Origin of the sequence: Streptomyces sp. BE303, from assembly GCF_036290945.1 — a bacterium.
Taxonomy (GTDB): domain Bacteria; phylum Actinomycetota; class Actinomycetes; order Streptomycetales; family Streptomycetaceae; genus Kitasatospora.
Genome location: NZ_JAQYWZ010000859.1, coordinates 24,702 through 41,551 on the forward strand (window position 1 = coordinate 24,702; position 16,850 = coordinate 41,551).

The window sequence follows — 16,850 nt, forward strand, 5'->3', positions numbered from 1 at the left end:
CCGCACCGTACGTCACGACTCGCGCTCGGAAGGCGGCCGGTGAGCAGTTCCGCGGGATACGGATGGTCCTACGTCGACCAGGAGGCCGAGCGCCGTCGGCGGTTGCGCGCGCAGTTGGCCGCCGAGGCCCAGCGGGCCGAGAACCTGCGGCGCGCCGAGGAACGCCGGGCGGAGCTGCGCGCCCGGCTCCTTGCCGAGGAGCGGCGGGCGGACTTGCGCGCCCGGCTCGGCGAGCTGAACGAGGAGGCGCAGGGGCTGCGCGGCGAGGCCGGGCAGCTGCGCCGCGCGTACCGGGCCGGGAAGGTGCGGGTCGAGACGGTCACCGTCGGCGCCGGGGCGGACGAGGCCGAGCTGACCCGGGCGATCGAGCGGGCCCGGGCGGCCAACGGCCGCGCGGCGCGCGAGCTGGCGGAGGCCGTCCAGGACGTGTGGGCGGCGGTGCTGCCGGAGGCGGTGGTCGAACCGGAACGGCCGCGCCCGCCGAGGAAGCCCGTCCGGAACGCGGCGGGGGACGCCGCCACGGCGGCGGCAGCGGCGGAGGAGGCGGCGCGCGAGCTGGCGGAACGGACCGACGGTGTCCGGGCCGGTGCGCTCGCCGAGGCCCAGGCCGTGCTGGACCGGGACGTGCCCCGCTGCGACCCCGCCGACCTGGAGCGGGTGGCCGGGCTGGTGCGGTCCCTGAAGGCGGCCGGCACCGTCTCCGAGGTGCGGACGACGCTCACCGACCTGGCGGCGCTCGTCCAGCACTCGGTGCTGCGCCGCGGTCGCGACGAGGAGCGCGCCGAACTGCGGGCCGCACTGGTGGAACTGGCGCAGGAGGCGGAGCCGGGGGAACGCGACCGGCTGGTCGCCGACCTCACGGCCGCGGAGGACCCGGCCTACCTGCGCCCCGCCGTGGAGGCGGCGGTGGCCCGGGCGGACGCGCACCGCAACCGCGGGCCGGTGGCGGTGGCGCTCGCCGAGGTGCTGCGCGAGCGGGACTACCTGGTGGGCGAGGACTTCACCGACCTGCTGGCCGAGGAGGGGGAGGTGGTGGTGCCGTTCGGCGACCCCGAACCCGGTGGCGCGGCCGGCGGCGAGGCGCCGGTGGCCGGGTACGGGCTGCGGCTGGTGCTGTCGCCGGACCGGGCGACGCTCTCGACCTCGGTGGTCAAGCGGTCCGGCGGCCCGACGGCCGGGGACGGTACGGCCGACGGTGCGGCCGGGGACGGTACGGCCGACGGTGCGGCCGGCGACGGGGTGGACGAGGAGCTCGCCGAGGAGCAGGACGAGCTGGTCCAGCAGTGGTTCTGCGACGAGCAGTTGCCCTCCATCGAGGAGGCCGTCCGGGAGAAGGGCGTGCGCCTGGAGCGGACGTCCGCGATGGCGCCGGGCACGATGGCCGCCGGCGTGGTGCCGAACGGCTCGTGGCCGCCGCCGGCCGCCGCCCTCCCGCGCCGCGGGACGAGGAAGCCGGGCCGCAAGGCCTCGGCGAACGCCGCCCAGGCCTGGCAACAGCAGCAGCGACAGCGTGAGCGGTGAGAACGTGAGCAGGGACGACACGAGCGGTGGGAACGCGGACGGTGGGAGGGCGGACCTCCGGAAGGACGCGGCGGCCGGTGCGGCCGGTTCGTCCGGTGCGGAGGGGCCCGACGGCGCCGGGGCGGGAGACGGTCCGCGTTCGGCGACGCCCAGTTGGATCCGTGAGCTGGACATGGCGCTCACCGTCTACCCGCAGGTGCTGCTGACGGGCAACGTCCGTGACCAGTACCTGTTGCCGGACGACCACGCCGCCGGCAGCAGCACCACGCTCGCCCCGTACACCCTGGGCGGGGTGATCGAATCGCTCTGCCTGGCCCGCGGTTACGGCGCGCTCGCCTTCGTCGACCAGGTCAACGACCGGATCGCCCTGCTCAGGCTGAGCGCCACGGTCGAGGAGGTCCCGGAGGTGATCCGGCAGTTCGCCGAACGCGACGAGCGGTGGCGCCGCAGCGGCGGCGCGGGCAACGGCGCGCCGGACGCGGACGACGAGGACGAGCCCGAGCTGCTGGACCGGCTGCGCGACGCGATGGTCGGCGTGGTCCGCCACCCCGGCCCGCCGATCGGACTCGTCGTCCCCTACGCGGCCCGGCTCGGCTCGGCCCGCGCACCCGTCGCGGGCGAGGCCGCCCGGCTGTTCGCCGCCGCCGAGGAGCTGGGCCACACCGCCCGACCCGTGCAGGGCAGCACGGTCGTGACGCCGTACAACACGGTGTTCTGGGTGGTGGAACGGCAGGAGGACCTGCCGATGGAGTTCGCGGTCGGCAGTCGCGCGGTGCGGGTGATCAACGTGCCGCAGCCGCCGCACGACCAGCGGCTGGCCGCCGCCCGGCACGTGGTCGGCGGGCTGGCCCGCTACCAGGCGGCGACCGGCGGCCGGCTGCTCGACGCGGCGGAGACCGTGTCCGCCGCCAAGGCACTCGCCGATTCCTCCCACGGCATGGGCAGTTCGGAGGTGATGGCGATCGGGCGAATGGCGTTGGACCGCGGCCTCCCGGTGCAGCGCCTGGACGAGGCGGCCCGCCTCTACCGGATCGGCGTGCTCGACAACCCGTGGGCCACCGCGGCGCTGCGCGAGCGGATCGCGGACGGTGAGCGGTTCCTCAACGGCAAGGTGATCGGCCAGCCATACGCCGTCCGCCGCACGCTGGAGATCTTCATGCGTTCGGCGGCGGGGCTGAACGGCGCGCAGTCGTCCAGCTCGCCGAGCCGGCCGCGCGGCACCCTCTTCCTCTCGGGCCCGACCGGTGTCGGCAAGACCGAACTCGCCAAGGGCGTCGCCGAGATGATCCTCGGCAAGGATGCCCGGCCGATCCGCTTCGACATGAGCGAGTTCGCCGAGGAGCACGCCCGGGACCGGCTGATCGGCGCTCCGCCGGGATTCGTCGGCCACGACGCGGGCGGCGAGCTGACCAACGCCGTTCGCGCCAACCCGATGAGCGTGCTGCTCTTCGACGAGATCGACAAGGCCAACCCCCGGTTGTTCGACCTCTTCCTGCAGATCCTGGAGGACGGCCGGCTCACCGACGGACGCGGCGCCACCGTCTACTTCACCGAATGCGTGCTGATCTTCACGTCCAACCTCGGGATCACGGCGACCGTGGTGGCGGAGCAGTCCCGGGACGGCGGGCGGGCGGCGGCGGAGAACAGCGGCCCGGGCGGCGAACCGGTACCGCAGGCCGGCGAGCCGGCGCAGGCGGCGCCCGCCCGCAGCGGCCGGCGTCAGCTCACCCGGCACGACGACCCGGTGATCGTCCGCCAGGCGCTGCGGGAGGCCTTCGACACCTTCTTCAACGACCAGATCCGGCGTCCCGAGCTGCGCAACCGCTTCGGCGACAACTTCATCCCGATGGACTTCATGCAGGAGAAGTGGGTGCCGCAGATCCTCGACAAGGCGATCGCCTCGGTGGCGGGCCGGATCCGGGACGTGCACGGCGCCGAACTGACCGTCGCGGACGACGCGTGGGAGGTGCTGCGGGTCGAGGCGACCCGGCGGCTGGACCACGGCGGTCGCGGGGTCCTGACCGCCGTCGAGTCGGCGCTGGTCAACCCGCTGGCCAAGGAGGTCTTCCGGACCCTGCCGAAGCGCGGCGAGCGGATCGAGGTGGCCTCGGTCGAGGGCGACGGGGACGGCGAGGGCTACCGCGTCGAGGTGAACCGTTGGCCCGGGTGAGCGAGGAGTCGACGGACGGCGGGCCGGGCGGCGGGCGCGTCGCCGACCCGGCCGTCGGGCACGGTGCAGGACCGGCCGTCGCCCCGGAGAGCCCGCCGGCGGCCCGGGTGAGCCAGGTCTACCGGCCGGTCACCTCGCTCGGCCCCGGCCGGCGGATGGGCGTCTGGTTCCAGGGGTGCACCCTGGCCTGCCCCGGCTGCATGTCCCGACACACCTGGGAGCCCTCCGGCGGGCGGGAGCTGACGACGGAGCGGTTCGCCGCACTGTGGCGCGCGGCCCTGGCCGACGGGATCGACGGCCTGACCGTCAGCGGCGGCGAACCGCTGGAACAGGCGCCGGCCCTCGCCGCCCTCCTCGGCGCCGCCGACGAGGAGCGCCGCCGCGCCGGCCGGGCCGCCGACCTGCTGGTGTACACCGGCTGGGAGCCGGAGGAACTGGCCGCCGACCCGGCGACCGCCTCCGCACTGGCCGGCGCCGACGCGGTCGTCACCGGCCGCTACCGGGCCGGGCAGCCGACCGGGCTGGTCTGGCGGGGATCGGCCAACCAGCGGCTGGTGATCCGCACCGCCCTCGGCCGCGAGCGCTACACGCCCCACCTGGACCACCGCCCCGAGCGGCCGGAACTCCAGGTGCACGTCACCGAGGGCGAGGTCCGGGTGATCGGGGTGCCGCGCCCCGGTGACCTGGGCCGGATCGAACGAGACCTGGTCCGGCGCGGCGTGACTCTCCGGGAGACCTCGTGGCGACCGTGATCTACTGCTGCCCGGTGGGAGCGCCGGGGGAGTGCCCGACCTCCGGTACCCGGGGGTACTGCCAGGTGCACTTCTTCGTGGAGCTCGAACGGTACGACCCGGAGCAGGACGCGCCCCCGCCCCCCGGGCCCGCGCCGTCCGCGCCCGGTACCGCGTCGGCCGCCGGGTCGCCCGCGACCGTACCGGCCGCCGCACCCGAGGCGGCGACGCGGCCGGCCCGCGCCGCACCCGCACAGCAGGGGCGGCGGCCGGAGCCGGCCGCCCGTCCGGTGGTCCGGCTGGCGCTGGTGATCGCCGGGGCGCTGCTGCCGATCCGGGGTGAACGCCGGCGCGGGGGCTGCGGGTTGGCCATCGGCCGCGACGACCGCGACTGCGCCGCGATCCCCGGCCTGGCGGACCTCAACCAGCTCTCCCGGCACCATGCGGAGCTGAGCTGGATCGACGGGGTGCTGCACGTCAGGGACGTGGGGTCGACCAACGGCACCTTCGTCGACGACCGCCCGGTCACCGGGCCGACCGTGGTCTGGCCGGGGCACCGGCTGCGGTTCGCGCAGGACATCGACGTCCAGGTGATCGAGATCGACGAGTTCGGCGCTCCCCGGTGACCCGGGGGCGCGAGGAGGAGAACGGCGCGATGGCCGACACACCACCGGAACCGAGTCCGCCCACCCGCAAGCAGGGCCGGGGGCAGGGGACGGGGCAGGGCACGGGACAGGGGGCGAACCAGGCCCGGGGCGGCGGCCGAAACCAGAGCCAGGGCCAGAATCAGGGCCGGAATCAGGGCCAGGGCCAGGGCCGGACGCCCGCGCAGGGCCGGTCGGGCGACGGCCCGACCGCTGCGAGCCCGCCCACCCGGGTCCAGCGCTCCGGTGGGCCCGCGAACGACGGCCGGACCGGCACCGAGGGCGGCGGGGCACCGGCCGGCCACCGGTCCGACACCCCGACGGGCACCCCGACCAACCCCCGGTCCGGCACCCCGCAGGGAGCCCCGGCCGCGAGCCCGCCCACCCGGGTCCAGGGCGGCAGCCGTCCCCGGCGGACCGGGAACGGCACCGGAGGCACCACCGGCGCGACCACCGGTTCGACCGACGGCGCGCCCACCGGCGGGGGCACCCCGGCCGCCGGGAGCGCCGTCCCCTCGCCGGCCACCCGGCTCCAGCGCGGCAAGCCCCCCGCTCCCGCCCCGGCGCGGACCCCCGCGCCCGGTGCGCCCACCCGCGTCCAGCGCCCCGGCGCGACCCAGCCCCCGCCGGCCCCCGGCGGGTCGGCGAGCCCGACGGCCGCCCCCTCCGCAGGTCCCTCCGCCGACCAGGCGGGAGCCTTCCCCACCGCCCTGACCGACCGCTACCACCCCGTCGGCCCGGCCGGTTCCGGTAGCGAGGGCACCGTGTGGCACGTCCGCCGCGCCGACGGCGGCGGCGACGCGGCCGTCAAGGTCGGCAACCCCGGCGTCCAGGCCGACACCGAACTCCTCACCCACCTCGGCGATGCCGCCTTCCGCCGCCACGTCCCCGAGATCCTCGGCCACGGGCGGATCGAGCACGCGGGCGCGCTCTGCGACTGGATGGCGATGGAGTACCTGCCGGTCACCCTGGCCGACCACGTCGCCGAGCTGCGCCGCCGGGGCAGGCTCGACCGGCCCGGCGAGACCGAGCGGATCATCCGCGAACTGGTCGCGCTGCTGGACTTCTGGCAGACCACGGTGGACCGCAACCCGGTGGACTTCAAGCCGGCCAACATCCTGGTCCGCGAGGGCGGCCGGTCCGGCCGCGGCGGTCCGGCCGCGCCCCAGTTCGTGGTGGCGGACTTCGGCGGCGTCGCCAAACTCACCGCCAGCCGCCGGTTCTCCGCCGACATGCAGGTCACCGTCGCCTTCATGGCGCCCGAGCAACTCGCCGGCCACAACCACCGGGCCGGCCCGTGGTGGGCCCTGGGCACCATCCTGTACGAGGTGTTCACCGGCGGGACCCGCTACCGGCGGGCGGACGGCGGGCTGGTCAGCGACGAGGCCCTCCAGTACCGGCTGGTGATGGAGGACGTGGTGGACCTCGCCGCCGTCACCGACGAGCGCCGGAGGCTGCTGCTCCAGGGGCTGTTCACCAAGGAGCCGGCCGACCGCTGGACCGCGCCGCAGGTCCGCGACTGGTTGGCCGGCGGCAGCCCGGAGGTGGTACGCACCCGGGTCGCCCCGGAGGCCCCCCAGGTCGAGACCGGGCCCGCGTACCGCCCGATCGCCTACCGGGGCGCCGACTTCCACGACCCGACGGCGCTGGCGGTGCGGATGCTCGCGGAATCGGGCGACGCGGCGGCCTGGCTGATGAGCGGAGGCGCGCGCCGGCTGCGCGACTGGCTGCGCGACGAGGTCAAGGACACGGCCCTCGACCTCCACTACCTGAAGGACGTCGACCGCGGCACCCCGGCGGACAGGTCGCGCGCGGCCTCGCGCGCGGTGCTGGCGCTGGGCGCGGTGTTCGCGCCGGAGGCGGTCCCGCACGTCCGGGACCGCCGGGTGGACGCGACGGGGCTGGCCCGGACGGCCGGCGAGGACGGCACGGCCGCCTTCGTCGACGAGCTGATCGCCGCCGGGCTGCCGGCGCTGGCCGCCCGCTTCCGCTGCGGGCACGAAGCCTGCCCGGACGGGGCCTGCCGCCGGCTGCTGGCGCTGACCGAACTGCCCGCCGTGCTGGAGGCCGTCGGGCGGGAGGCCCGGGACCTCGGCGGTCGCGGCGGTGGCCGCGGCGGCGGAGGCCGCGACGGACGCCTCACCGCCGACGAGCTGGCGACGGCCCACCGCTGGGCCCTGCTGCTCACCGTCCAGCCCGATGCGCAGCGTCTCGCGGTGGTGCGGCGGGTCTCCGCACTGCCGGGCCCGCTGCGCAGGCTGCCGGCGCCCGCGCACACGGCCGCCACCGTCGTTGCCGACACGGCCGGCACCGCCCGTGCGGCCGTGCTGAGGGGCGAGCGGGACCGGTTCCGGCGCGCCTGGTCGGAGCTGCGCCGCCGCGCGCTGGCCGCCTCCCCGACCACGGCCGAGGGCCGGGCGCTGCTGGCCGCCGCCGCCGTGCTGCACGTGCGGAGGGTCCGCGCCGAGGGGGCGCGGCGCGGAGCCGACCGGGGCGCCTGGAAGACGACGGCGCGCGCCTGGGGACGGGGCGCCCGGAGCGCAGTTCCCCGGCGCGCGGCCGCGGCCGTGCTGCTGCTCCTCGGCCTCGCCGTGACGCTCTGGGCGGGCGCGGTCTGGCGGATCGCCGTCGACGCCGGAGCGGGCGGAGCCTTCCTGCCCGACGGCGCGTTCGGCGGCCCGCTGCGGACCGCGGGGGACACGGCGGCCCGGGAGACCGTCGGACAGCTGGGCGCCGCCCTGGTCGCCGCCGTCGCGGTGGCCGCGTTCCCGGCCCGGATCGGCCGGCGGGTGCTCCTCCTGGTCGTCGCCGCGGCCTTCGCCGTCGGCTACCTGCGGCTCGGGCCGCCCATGACGGTGCTCAGGCCGCCGGCCGCGGTGGTCGAGCGGGTGGTGATGTTCGAAGGCGGCCTCGGCAGCTGGGCGGGTGTCGGGGCGGCGGCCGGGGTCGTCCTCGCCCTGGTCCTCAACGGCCGCTCCAACCGCTGGCTGCTCAACCCCGCCAACGAGGCCGAGGAACGGGCCGCGGGCGACCGCCGTCGGCTCGCCGCCCGCCGCCGGGCCCGCGGCGGCAGCCCGAACCGCTGGCGGACCGGCCGCGCCGGCCTCCGCGACCGGCTGCTCTTCGCCCTCGGCGGCACCCTCGTGCTGACACTGCTGCTCTGGGCGGCCGTCGAGGTCCGGCTCGTCGTCGGGCAGCCCCACCACCCCACCCCGGAGTCCTGGGGCACCGGCCAGGCCGGCGCCGCCTACCAGGCGGACTACCTGCTGCTGCTGGCCTTCCTCGCCCTCCTCGGCGCCGTGGCCGTCCCCCGGACCGCGCCCCGGATACTGGCCGGCTCGGCCCTGGGGGTGGTGGTCCTGGGAGCCTGGCCGCCCCCGCTCGGCCCGCTGGAGGCCCTGCGCATCCCGGTGCTCGGCAGCTGGTTCTCCTCGATCGCCGAGGTGTGGGGCCACGCCGCCTTCTGGGCCGCCCTGCTGGTCGCCCTGCCGCTCGCCTGCTACGTCGGGTTCTGGACGGTCCGCCGGGTGGCGGAGTGAACCACCGGATCACGCACGACGTGAGGTGAGGTCCCGAAGCGCCGGCGGCCCCCCGGCCTGACGTCCGCCGTCCCCTCGGTCGTCGAGCAGCCGCCAGGCGGTGAGGGCGAGGGTGGCCCGCAACAGGCCCGCCGGTTCGGTGAGTTGGAAGCCCAGGGTCTTGGGTCTGCTCCAGCCGCCGGGCGACGCGGCTGCGGTGCAGGCCGGGGCGGCGCTCCGCTCCGGCCCGCCGCCCGCGTACGCCGCCGGCGCGGAGTTCGACCCCCTCCGCGACGAGACTGTCTGATCACGGCTTGCCGGTCGGGCTCGGTGCTGGCCCACATGGTTGGTCCCGGAGGTGAGGTTGCCCCCGGCCCGCCTGCGGCAGAGGACCGGTCCTAAGGCTCGATGAGACGGACGTACACGCCCTCGCCGAGCGGCCCGAACCCGTGGCGTTCCCAGGCGCGCCGGAGCCTGGCCACGGCTTCCTCGTCGGGCCTGCGGACCTCGGGGTCCTCGGACTCGAAGCTGCACGGTTCGTCAGGCCCGTGGTCGTGGATCGGAGCCGGGTAGCAGAGCGCGAGCGTCCCCGGGACAGCCAGGCGGCGGAGGGCCTCGACCGCCAAGCGCATCCCGACACCCTTCCCCCGCCACTCGGCCGAGACCTCGACCGACTCCAGCAGGAGCAGCAGCGACGGCCGCAGCTCGGCCAGCGACGGAGAGAGCCCGCCGTCCTCGGTGAAGATCACCCGCGGGATGCGGTCGAGAAGTCCCGGGTCCACCCCCAGCGCCTCGCGGGGATTCGGCGTGACACCAGGGATGACACGGGTGATGTCGGCGGTACCGAAGATCTTGGCTCCGTTCTCGTAGAAGCTGGCCCGCCACCGGTCCGCGTTCCTCGACCAGTCCGCGTCGGCGAAGTGGCGCGACTCGTACGAGATGACCAGACGGTCGGCCATCGGTGCTCTCCCTTGCAGTGGGGGGGGGGCAGGCCCCTCGCTAGCGCGCAGGAGGGGCCTGCCAGTGTGCCGGCAGCCACTACTTCGACGGCTGCGCGGGCTTCTCCTCGGCGGGCTTGCCCGCGTGCTTCGGCGGGGGCTTCTCGTTGCCCTTGTGCTTGGACACGATGATCTCGACGGGCATGGGCGGGCTCCTCCTACTCGGCGGGGACGGTGTTGGCGCTGTCCGGCGTCGTGGGACCGGGCGGACGCTCGGGCGGGGGCGTGCTCATACTGGTACCTCCTCACACTGCGGGGTTCCCGGTCACCGGCAGGTGCCCGGGCCGTCCGGTGTTGCGGATCCCGCTTCGGCCGGCTGCCTGCCAGGGACGGCGGCCGGAGCGGGAATCTGAGAGGCCCACAAGGGCCGGTTCTGCGCCCACCAGGGACACGGGCGGCGGCAAGCCGTCCCGCGCGCGGCGTTGGCCCGCCCACAGGCCGCCGATGCCGAACACCGGGGCGGCGTAGGGGTCTATCAGCGCAGCCGGGGGTCTCCTTCGCCGTGGCGGTGGGGGGTGCGTGATAGACCGTAGGGAGTCGGCTACAGGCGGTGCCAGGAAATTGCGCCCAATTGCGCCGGGATCAGCGCAGGGCGTCTATCGCGCTGGTGAGCAGTGCGCGCGCTTCGCCGCCGTAGACCGCCATCTGCGACAGGGCCAGGAACGCGGCTGCGTAGTCTCTGACCTCCCTTGGCTCCGTATGCCTGAGATAGCCCACCGTCAGCTCGACGGAGACCAAGGCGTCATCAAACATGTAGAAGTCTTCGGCTGGAGACCGCGCACGGTCCGGCCGTGTCGGAATGATTCCCAGGCTGATGCTCGGAGAGGTGCTGACGGCTATCAGATGCCCAAGCTGGCCAGCCAACGTATCCCCGTCGCACACCGCCCCGCGTAGGACTGATTCCTCCAGCACCAAGGCAAACCGACGCGGGCCGGAGAACAGCATCCGCTGACGCTCCATTCGAGCCTCAACAGCGGCCTCCACATCGTCAATGGCGACTCGTGAACGCTGGATCGCCCGCAGGACGGCCGCCGTGTACTCCCGGGTCTGCACCATGCCGGGGACGACCTTGCTGGCGTACACCCGGAAGTGCCGCGTGCGCTCGTACAGGTCGAACACCGACTCCTGGGCGGCTCGCAACCCGGTGCGCTCCATGCGCCGCCACTCGGTGTACAGCGAGTCCACGGCCCGCGCGGCTGCGATCAGGTCCGGGATCCGGCCCTCCGCGCCGCAAGCGCGGCACCATGCCCGGAGATCGTCCTCGGACGGCGCAGCCTTGCCGCTCTGGAGCCGGGAGGTCTTGGCGGGGTGCCAACCGCACCGGGCAGACAACTCCTCGCCCTTGAGTCCCGCATCCTTTCGGAGCTCCGTGAGGCGGTTGGCCAGGGCCTTTCGAGCAGCGACAACGCTGGACGATGGCGACGACGACATGTGCTGACTGCCCGGTGTCCGCTGGAATCAAGTGATCTTGTACTGGTCGTGCGGCGTGGCCCGTTCCCACACGGCCTCGAAGGCGAGGGAGCAGAGTTCGACGGCCGCCGGGTCCTCGGTGGCCTCGTTCTCCAGCCAGTCGCCGTTACCGGCGAAGTGACCCCATACGACAAGCTGGCCGTCGATCAACCAGAAGTCATTGCCAGGAAGGGCGAGCGTGGATGCCAGGCGGCGCGGAAGCCACCGGACCTGCTCGCCCGCAGCGACGTTGGGGAACGTCACGTCGTACTCGTACCGGATGTACTCGCTGACCGGCTCGGACACGATCCGGGCCCGACGGATCTCCACACCGCGCGAGACTGCCTCGACGACGACGTCGAGCCAGGGCCGCCACCATGCCGGCCGGTCTGCCGGATCATGCCGAACACCCTGTCGCCATGCGTGGAGCGCCGGATCACCAAGCATGTACCCGTCGCGCATCTCCAGGTGCACTGCCGAGTGATGAGCTGCCTTCAGCAACTCATCGGGCCTGGTCACCGCCGTCCGAGACATCGCACGCCTTCCTGATTGCATCCACCACGTGCGCAGGCACCCGGACGACGTTCTCGTAGTCCGGGACGTTGCCCGCAGCATGGACCTCCTCCTCGGTCCTGGTATCGAGGCGGTAGCCCTGGATCACCAGATCCCTGGTCTCTTCGTCAACGAAGATGGTCGGGGAGTTTCCATCCGGGGACTTGTCGTCCTTCCAGATCAACCGTAGTGCCACCGCGCCCTCCTGCGTCCAGGTAGTTGCGTCTTCTTGCAATACAGTCACTCCTGCTGAAGGCCAGGGCGTCAAGAGGGCGCGCGAGCAAGCCGGGAGCCGAGTAGCGACGAAGGCCCCGACCGCCCAATTCGTCGGCCGGCCGGGGCTGGTGTGCTGGGGTGGTCGGATGCGGTTGCCCCAGCGGTGGGCGGCGAAGCTGCGGGCGGCTCCGCCGGGGAGGGTATGGCCGTCGAGGAAGTCTTCCGGTGGGCAAGAGCTACGATCGGCTCCAGATCCGTGACTCGAAGGACCCCGACGGGCCCGCTCTCCGCTTCCCCGCCGATGCCTGGCGGTCCTTCGTCGCCGCCGTCCGGGCGGGCGAGTTCGGCGGTATCTGAGCAGTGCCCCGGCCCGGCCGTCCGGTGTGCCGGGCGGCCGGGCCTCTCCGTGCCGCTTGTTGTTGACCGGGGGCGGGTGGTGCGGTTGTCTGCCGTGGACGGGTGGGCGACGGGGGAGGTCATGTTCCGGTGACGGTGCTCGACGAGGCCGCGGCGTCGGTCGCACGCGGGCGGAGACTGCTGGACGAGTACGACGCCGAGGCGGATCCGAGGCGCGAGTCCGTCCTTCTCTCCGGTGCGCTGACCGCCTTCGCCTCCGCGCGCGGGCTGTTGGAGCGGGCCGGGGCGGCGGCGCCGACACAGGCGTCGGCCGAGGTGCGGTTCCTGCTCGGGCTCACCCTCTCCGTCCGGTACTGGCGGGCCGCGGCGCAGCCGGACTTCGCGGAGGACCAGGAGATCAGGTCCGCCGTGCTGGCCGAACGGACTTCTGCCGTCGAGCTGTTGACGCTCGCCGTGGCGCTCCTCGATCCCGGTGCGCCGGAGCGTGCGGAGGCCGCCGGTCGGCTGGGGCTGCTGCTGCACGTACGCCACGAGGACGTGCTGGCCGATGCCTCGGCCGACGGGGACGCCCGCGCGGACGACCTCGACCGGGCCGTCGAGGCGCTGCGGCTCGCCTGCCCCGTCCCGGTCCCGCCCGGTCCCTGGCGGGCACTCGCCGGACGGGATCCGTCCGACGAGGCCGACTACGACGACCAGGACCCGGGCTTCCTGGCCAACCTCGGCTGTGCGCTCGCCGACCGGCACGACCGCGACCTCGACCCCGCCGACCTCGCCGCCGCGAGCGCCGTCCTGGAGGGCGTCCTCGGCGGGTTGCGCCCGCCGCCGTGGACGGACGCCGACGGCCCGCCGTTCCGTCCGGCCCCGGACGCCGAGCCCGGCCCGGTCGACCTGGCCGAGCCCCTCGAACTCGCCGTCCGGGAACGCCTCGCCCTCCTGCTGGTCGGGGACGAGCGTCGCGCCGCCACGCCCGAGCAGGAACTGCGCGTCGAACGGGCGGTCATGCACCTGGAGTTGATCGCGGCGACCAGCGCGCCTGACGACCCCTACCGGTTGCGGGCCTCGCTCAGCCTGATCGACCGGTACTGGGAGCGCTGCGACGGCACGATCCGGCCGGAGGACGTGGACCACCGGCTGGCCCGACTGCGCGATCTGCGCCGACTGCTCCCGCCCGAACACGAACTGGGCGGCACGGTGCGCTGGTTGCTCGGTGGCGCGCTGGCCGGACTGGCCCGGCTCGACCGCTACGTGGCGACCGAGGAGGCGCGGGAGTCGGTGGAGGTGCTCCGCGAGGGCCTGGCCGGTATGGCCGGGGACGACCCGGTGCGGCCGGCCTCGCACGCGATGCTCGGCACCATGGTGAACGCGATGCGCGAGCACGACCCGGAGACGTACCGCACCGAGGAGGCCGCCCACCACCTCACCGTGGCCGTCGACTCGATGCAGGAGGAGGATCACGGGATCCGCCGCAGTGACATCCTCCAGCAGCTGGCCCACGCCTCCATCGTGCAGGGCGAGTTCTCGACCGACCTGGGCGCGGTGGACCGGGTGATCGGACTGCTGGACGAGTCGCGGGCGAAGCCCTCCGGCACCCAGTGGTCGGAGGACCACCTGCACGGTTCGCTGGCGGCGGCCATGAGCAAGCGCTTCGCGCTGACCAACGAGATGGCCGACCTGGACGCCGCGATCCGGCACGAGCGCGCCGCGTTCCGCCGGGCCGCACCGGACGACGTCAACCGGGCCGTCTACCTGGAGAACCTCTCGGTCAGCCTCTACCAGCGCTTCCTGCTCGGCGGCGACTACCAGGACCTGGAGGCCTCCCGCCGCTACCACGCCGAGGTGCTGGCCTTCCTGTCCCGTTCGCAGCACGCCGGGGTGGACCGGCTGGTGGCGCGTGAGCTGCCGACCCTCCAGCGCACCCGGCTGATGCTGGAGTTCCAGGACGCGATGACCGGCCGGGACACCGGGCGGATGGGCCGGGTGGTGGCCGAGCTGGAGCCGTTGGTCGCGGCTGTCCCGGTGGACGACCCGCTGTACCTGCTCGCACGCGGCGACCTCGGCGCGGTCACCTTCATGCACGCCCTCTTCACGGCCCCGGACCGGATCGTCGAGGCCGTCGGCCTGATGGTGGAGGCGGCGGAGGAGACGCCCGCCGGGCATCTGCACAAGGCGGTGCTGACCATGCGGGCGGCGTCGGCGCTCGGTCTGCTGGCCCTCTACCCGGTCTACTCGGAACACCGCGTCGGCGGCGCCCTGACCTACCTCGACGAGCTCGACAGGGCCGTCGACCCGGCGAGCCTGGAGGGCACGCGCGGACAACTGCTGCGGGCGATGCTGCTGATGATGCGGCACCGCCACGCGCGGCTCCCGGCCGACGCCGTCGCGGCGCTGGCCGCCGCGGGGGCCGTCCGTGACCGGCTCCGGCGCGGGAGTCCCACCCAGCTGCTCGCCGCGGCGACGATGCTGGTGGCCCGCGTCCACCGGCAGCGCCTCGGCCCGGACGACCGCCGGCTGGGCCGCGAGTTCGGCCTCGCCGCGCTGCGTGAGACGGCCGCCGCCACGCTGCTCCAGGCCGCCGCCGCCCCGGCCCTCGTGGTGGCCAGGGACGCCGCCGCCCAAGCCCTGTCGATCGCCCACTGGTGCCTGGCCGACCTCGATGCGGTGGGGACGGGAGAGGAGTCAGGGGAGCCGTCCGGCCCGGACGCCGCGACGCCCCACCTGCGGGCCGCCGTGGAGGTGCTGGAGCTCGGCCGGGGCCTGGTGCTGCACGCCTCCACCACCACGACCGACGTCCCCGACCTGTTGCGGGCCGCCGGCCGCGAGGATCTCGCCGCCGCCTGGGCGGTGGGCGGTGAAGCCGGTGACATCGCCTCCGTCGGTTCGCTCGATGCCCTGCTCGGCCTTCCCGGCACGCTGCTCGACTCGCTGCCCGGCGGCGCTGCCGTCCCGATGCCGGACGACCTGCGCCGCCGCGCGGTCGCCGCGCTGGCCGACTCCCCGGCCGGCACCCTGCTCATGGCACCACCGTCGGTCGAGGAGATCGCCCGGAGCCTGCGTGCGGCCGGAGCCGACGGCCTGGTCTACCTGCTGCCGCCCGGCGAGGGCCGGAGCGGTCAGGCGCTGCTGGTCACGGCGGCGGGCACGGGCGGTGTCGAGCTGGTGCCGCTCAGCCTGGTGAGCTCGGACGCGCTCGGCCCGCGCGGTCCGCTGACCGCCTACCGGCGGGCACACGTGGAGCGGCAGGCCACCCTGGGCGACCACCCGGCCGGCCACCCGGACCGGATCGCCGCCCGGCGCCGCTGGCAGGCCACCCTGGCGGAGCTGTGCGACTGGTCGGGCACCGCCGTCCTCCGGCCGCTGCTCCGGCACCCGGCGCTGCGATCGGCCGGCAGCGGTGGGGTGGCGGGCGGGCTGCCCCGGCTGGTCCTGGTGCCGTTCGGCGAGTTCGGCGGCGTTCCCTGGCACGCGGCGCTGCTGAGCAGCGGACTGCGCGACGGCAGCCGGCCGGTCCGCGCCCTGGAGCGGGCGGTGCTGTCGTACGCCGCCTCGGCGCGCCAGTTCTGCGAGGTGGTCGGGCGGCCCCGGCTGCCCCTGGGCGAGCGGCCGGTGATCGTCGGCGACCCGACCCGCGAGCTGATGTTCGCCGAGGTCGAGGCCGAGTACCTGCACGCCGACTACTACCCGCACGGGACCCTGCTCGGCTACGTCGAGGGCGCCGAGGGCGCGGGGACGGCGCGCGAGGTGCTGGCCGCGCTGCCCGCCCCGGGGCGGGCCGGGGCGTCGGTCCTGCACCTCGCCTGCCACGCACTGCCGTCGGGCGGCTCCCCGCTGGACGCCTACCTCGGCCTGGCGCCCGAACCGGGGCCCGTCCGGTCCGGCGCGGAGGACGCGGGGCGGGCGGCGGGCCAGGACGGGCAGGACCCCGCGCGGAGCGGCCGGCTGCCGGTCGGCGACATCCTGCGGCAGGCCCAGGGCCGCCCGCCGGGCTCGCCGGGCGGGCTGGTGGTGCTGGACGCCTGCGTCAGCGACCACACCGGCGGCGACCTCGACGAGGCGCTCACCCTCTCCACCGCGTTCGTCGCCGCCGGGGCCACCGGGGTGATCGGCTCCCGCTGGGAGGTGGTCGACGAGATGGTGTGCGTGCTGATGTACGTGTTCCACGGCCGGCTCGCGGAGGGCGATCCGCCGGCCGAGGCGCTGCGCCGCACCCAGCTGTGGGCGCTCCGACCGGACCGCCGGCTTCCGCCGGGAGCCCCGGCGGAGCTCGTCGCGCTCGCCCGCCGCGACACGGCTGCCCTCGACGTGTGGGCGGCCTTCGCGTACCAGGGCGCGTGACGGGCGGTCACGGCCCGTCGGTGACCGCCCGTCAGGCCCGGCGGGCCCGGCCCTGACCCGTTCCGAGGGCCGGGGGTGCGGCGGCGGGGCGCGGCTGTGGACGGCGTGAAGGGCCGGGCGGAGGGGCGCGCGGCACCGGGGCGGCGTCCGCGGCGGGGCCGTCCAGACCTGTGTTTCGGGCGGCTTTCCGCCGTTCACGCCCGGATCGAACCCCTTCGCCCTGGCTGTCCCACCCGTCCCACTGGTCCCACCGGTCAAGCTGGTCCAGACCATTGACGCCCCCTTGGGGGCTCCCTAGCATGATCCGCACTGCGGCGGCCATACGGGGGCCCGCCGCCTTCGCCGAGCGCGCAGCTCCCTCC

The 16,850-nt window shown here is 75.3% G+C and carries 12 protein-coding genes; 8 read left to right on the forward strand and 4 right to left on the reverse strand.

What is annotated here, in order from left to right; translation table 11 throughout:
* Positions 1-39 precede the first annotated feature (39 nt).
* The 6 genes from PUR56_RS30285 (at position 40) to PUR56_RS30310 (ending at position 8,891) form a co-directional block, all read left to right on the forward strand.
* The gene (locus PUR56_RS30285; RefSeq protein ID WP_329951302.1) at positions 40-1,521 is read left to right on the forward strand and encodes a hypothetical protein; all 1,482 of its coding nucleotides are present in this window, start codon (positions 40-42) and stop codon (positions 1,519-1,521) included.
* A 4-nt stretch (positions 1,522-1,525) separates the two neighbouring features.
* Positions 1,526-3,691 carry an AAA family ATPase gene (locus PUR56_RS30290; RefSeq protein ID WP_329951303.1) on the forward strand — a complete coding sequence of 722 codons (2,166 nt, stop codon included), beginning with the start codon at positions 1,526-1,528 and terminating at the stop codon, positions 3,689-3,691.
* The gene (locus tag PUR56_RS30295) at positions 3,688-4,443 is read left to right on the forward strand and encodes a 4Fe-4S single cluster domain-containing protein (protein ID WP_329951304.1); all 756 of its coding nucleotides are present in this window, start codon (positions 3,688-3,690) and stop codon (positions 4,441-4,443) included. Before PUR56_RS30290 ends, PUR56_RS30295 begins: the two co-directional genes overlap by 4 nt.
* A complete protein-coding gene (locus PUR56_RS30300) occupies positions 4,431-5,048 on the forward strand; it encodes an FHA domain-containing protein (RefSeq protein WP_329951305.1) in 618 nt (205 codons plus the stop codon). The genes PUR56_RS30295 and PUR56_RS30300 overlap by 13 nt, the downstream gene beginning before the upstream one ends.
* Before the next feature lie 29 nt (positions 5,049-5,077).
* Complete coding sequence (locus tag PUR56_RS30305) at positions 5,078-8,605, forward strand: protein kinase domain-containing protein (protein WP_329951306.1); 3,528 nt, start codon at positions 5,078-5,080, stop codon at positions 8,603-8,605.
* 160 nt (positions 8,606-8,765) lie between these two features.
* Entirely contained in the window at positions 8,766-8,891 is a 126-nt protein-coding gene (locus PUR56_RS30310; protein ID WP_329951307.1) for a hypothetical protein, read from the forward strand.
* 91 nt (positions 8,892-8,982) lie between these two features.
* Here the strand turns inward: PUR56_RS30310 and PUR56_RS30315 are convergent, their stop codons facing one another.
* The 4 genes from PUR56_RS30315 to PUR56_RS30330 all read right to left on the reverse strand — a co-directional run bounded on the left by PUR56_RS30315 (position 8,983) and on the right by PUR56_RS30330 (position 11,779).
* Positions 8,983-9,543, reverse strand: coding sequence for a hypothetical protein (locus tag PUR56_RS30315; RefSeq protein ID WP_329951308.1), 561 nt, complete (start codon positions 9,541-9,543; stop codon positions 8,983-8,985).
* 621 nt (positions 9,544-10,164) lie between these two features.
* Positions 10,165-11,013 (reverse strand): helix-turn-helix domain-containing protein, encoded by an 849-nt coding sequence (locus PUR56_RS30320; RefSeq protein WP_329951309.1) that lies wholly within the window; start codon positions 11,011-11,013, stop codon positions 10,165-10,167.
* A 27-nt stretch (positions 11,014-11,040) separates the two neighbouring features.
* The gene (locus tag PUR56_RS30325; protein ID WP_329951310.1) at positions 11,041-11,565 is read right to left on the reverse strand and encodes a DUF6879 family protein; all 525 of its coding nucleotides are present in this window, start codon (positions 11,563-11,565) and stop codon (positions 11,041-11,043) included.
* Positions 11,534-11,779, reverse strand: a complete 246-nt coding sequence (locus PUR56_RS30330; protein WP_329951311.1) for a hypothetical protein — start codon at positions 11,777-11,779, stop codon at positions 11,534-11,536. The genes PUR56_RS30325 and PUR56_RS30330 overlap by 32 nt, the downstream gene beginning before the upstream one ends.
* A gap of 245 nt (positions 11,780-12,024) precedes the next feature.
* On the opposite strand from PUR56_RS30330, the gene PUR56_RS30335 reads away from it, so the two are divergent.
* Together PUR56_RS30335 and PUR56_RS30340 are read left to right on the forward strand one after the other, a co-directional pair.
* A complete protein-coding gene (locus tag PUR56_RS30335) occupies positions 12,025-12,156 on the forward strand; it encodes a DUF397 domain-containing protein (protein ID WP_443034590.1) in 132 nt (43 codons plus the stop codon).
* Between the two features lie 129 nt (positions 12,157-12,285).
* Complete coding sequence (locus PUR56_RS30340; protein WP_329951312.1) at positions 12,286-16,488, forward strand: CHAT domain-containing protein; 4,203 nt, start codon at positions 12,286-12,288, stop codon at positions 16,486-16,488.
* Positions 16,489-16,850 lie beyond the last annotated feature (362 nt).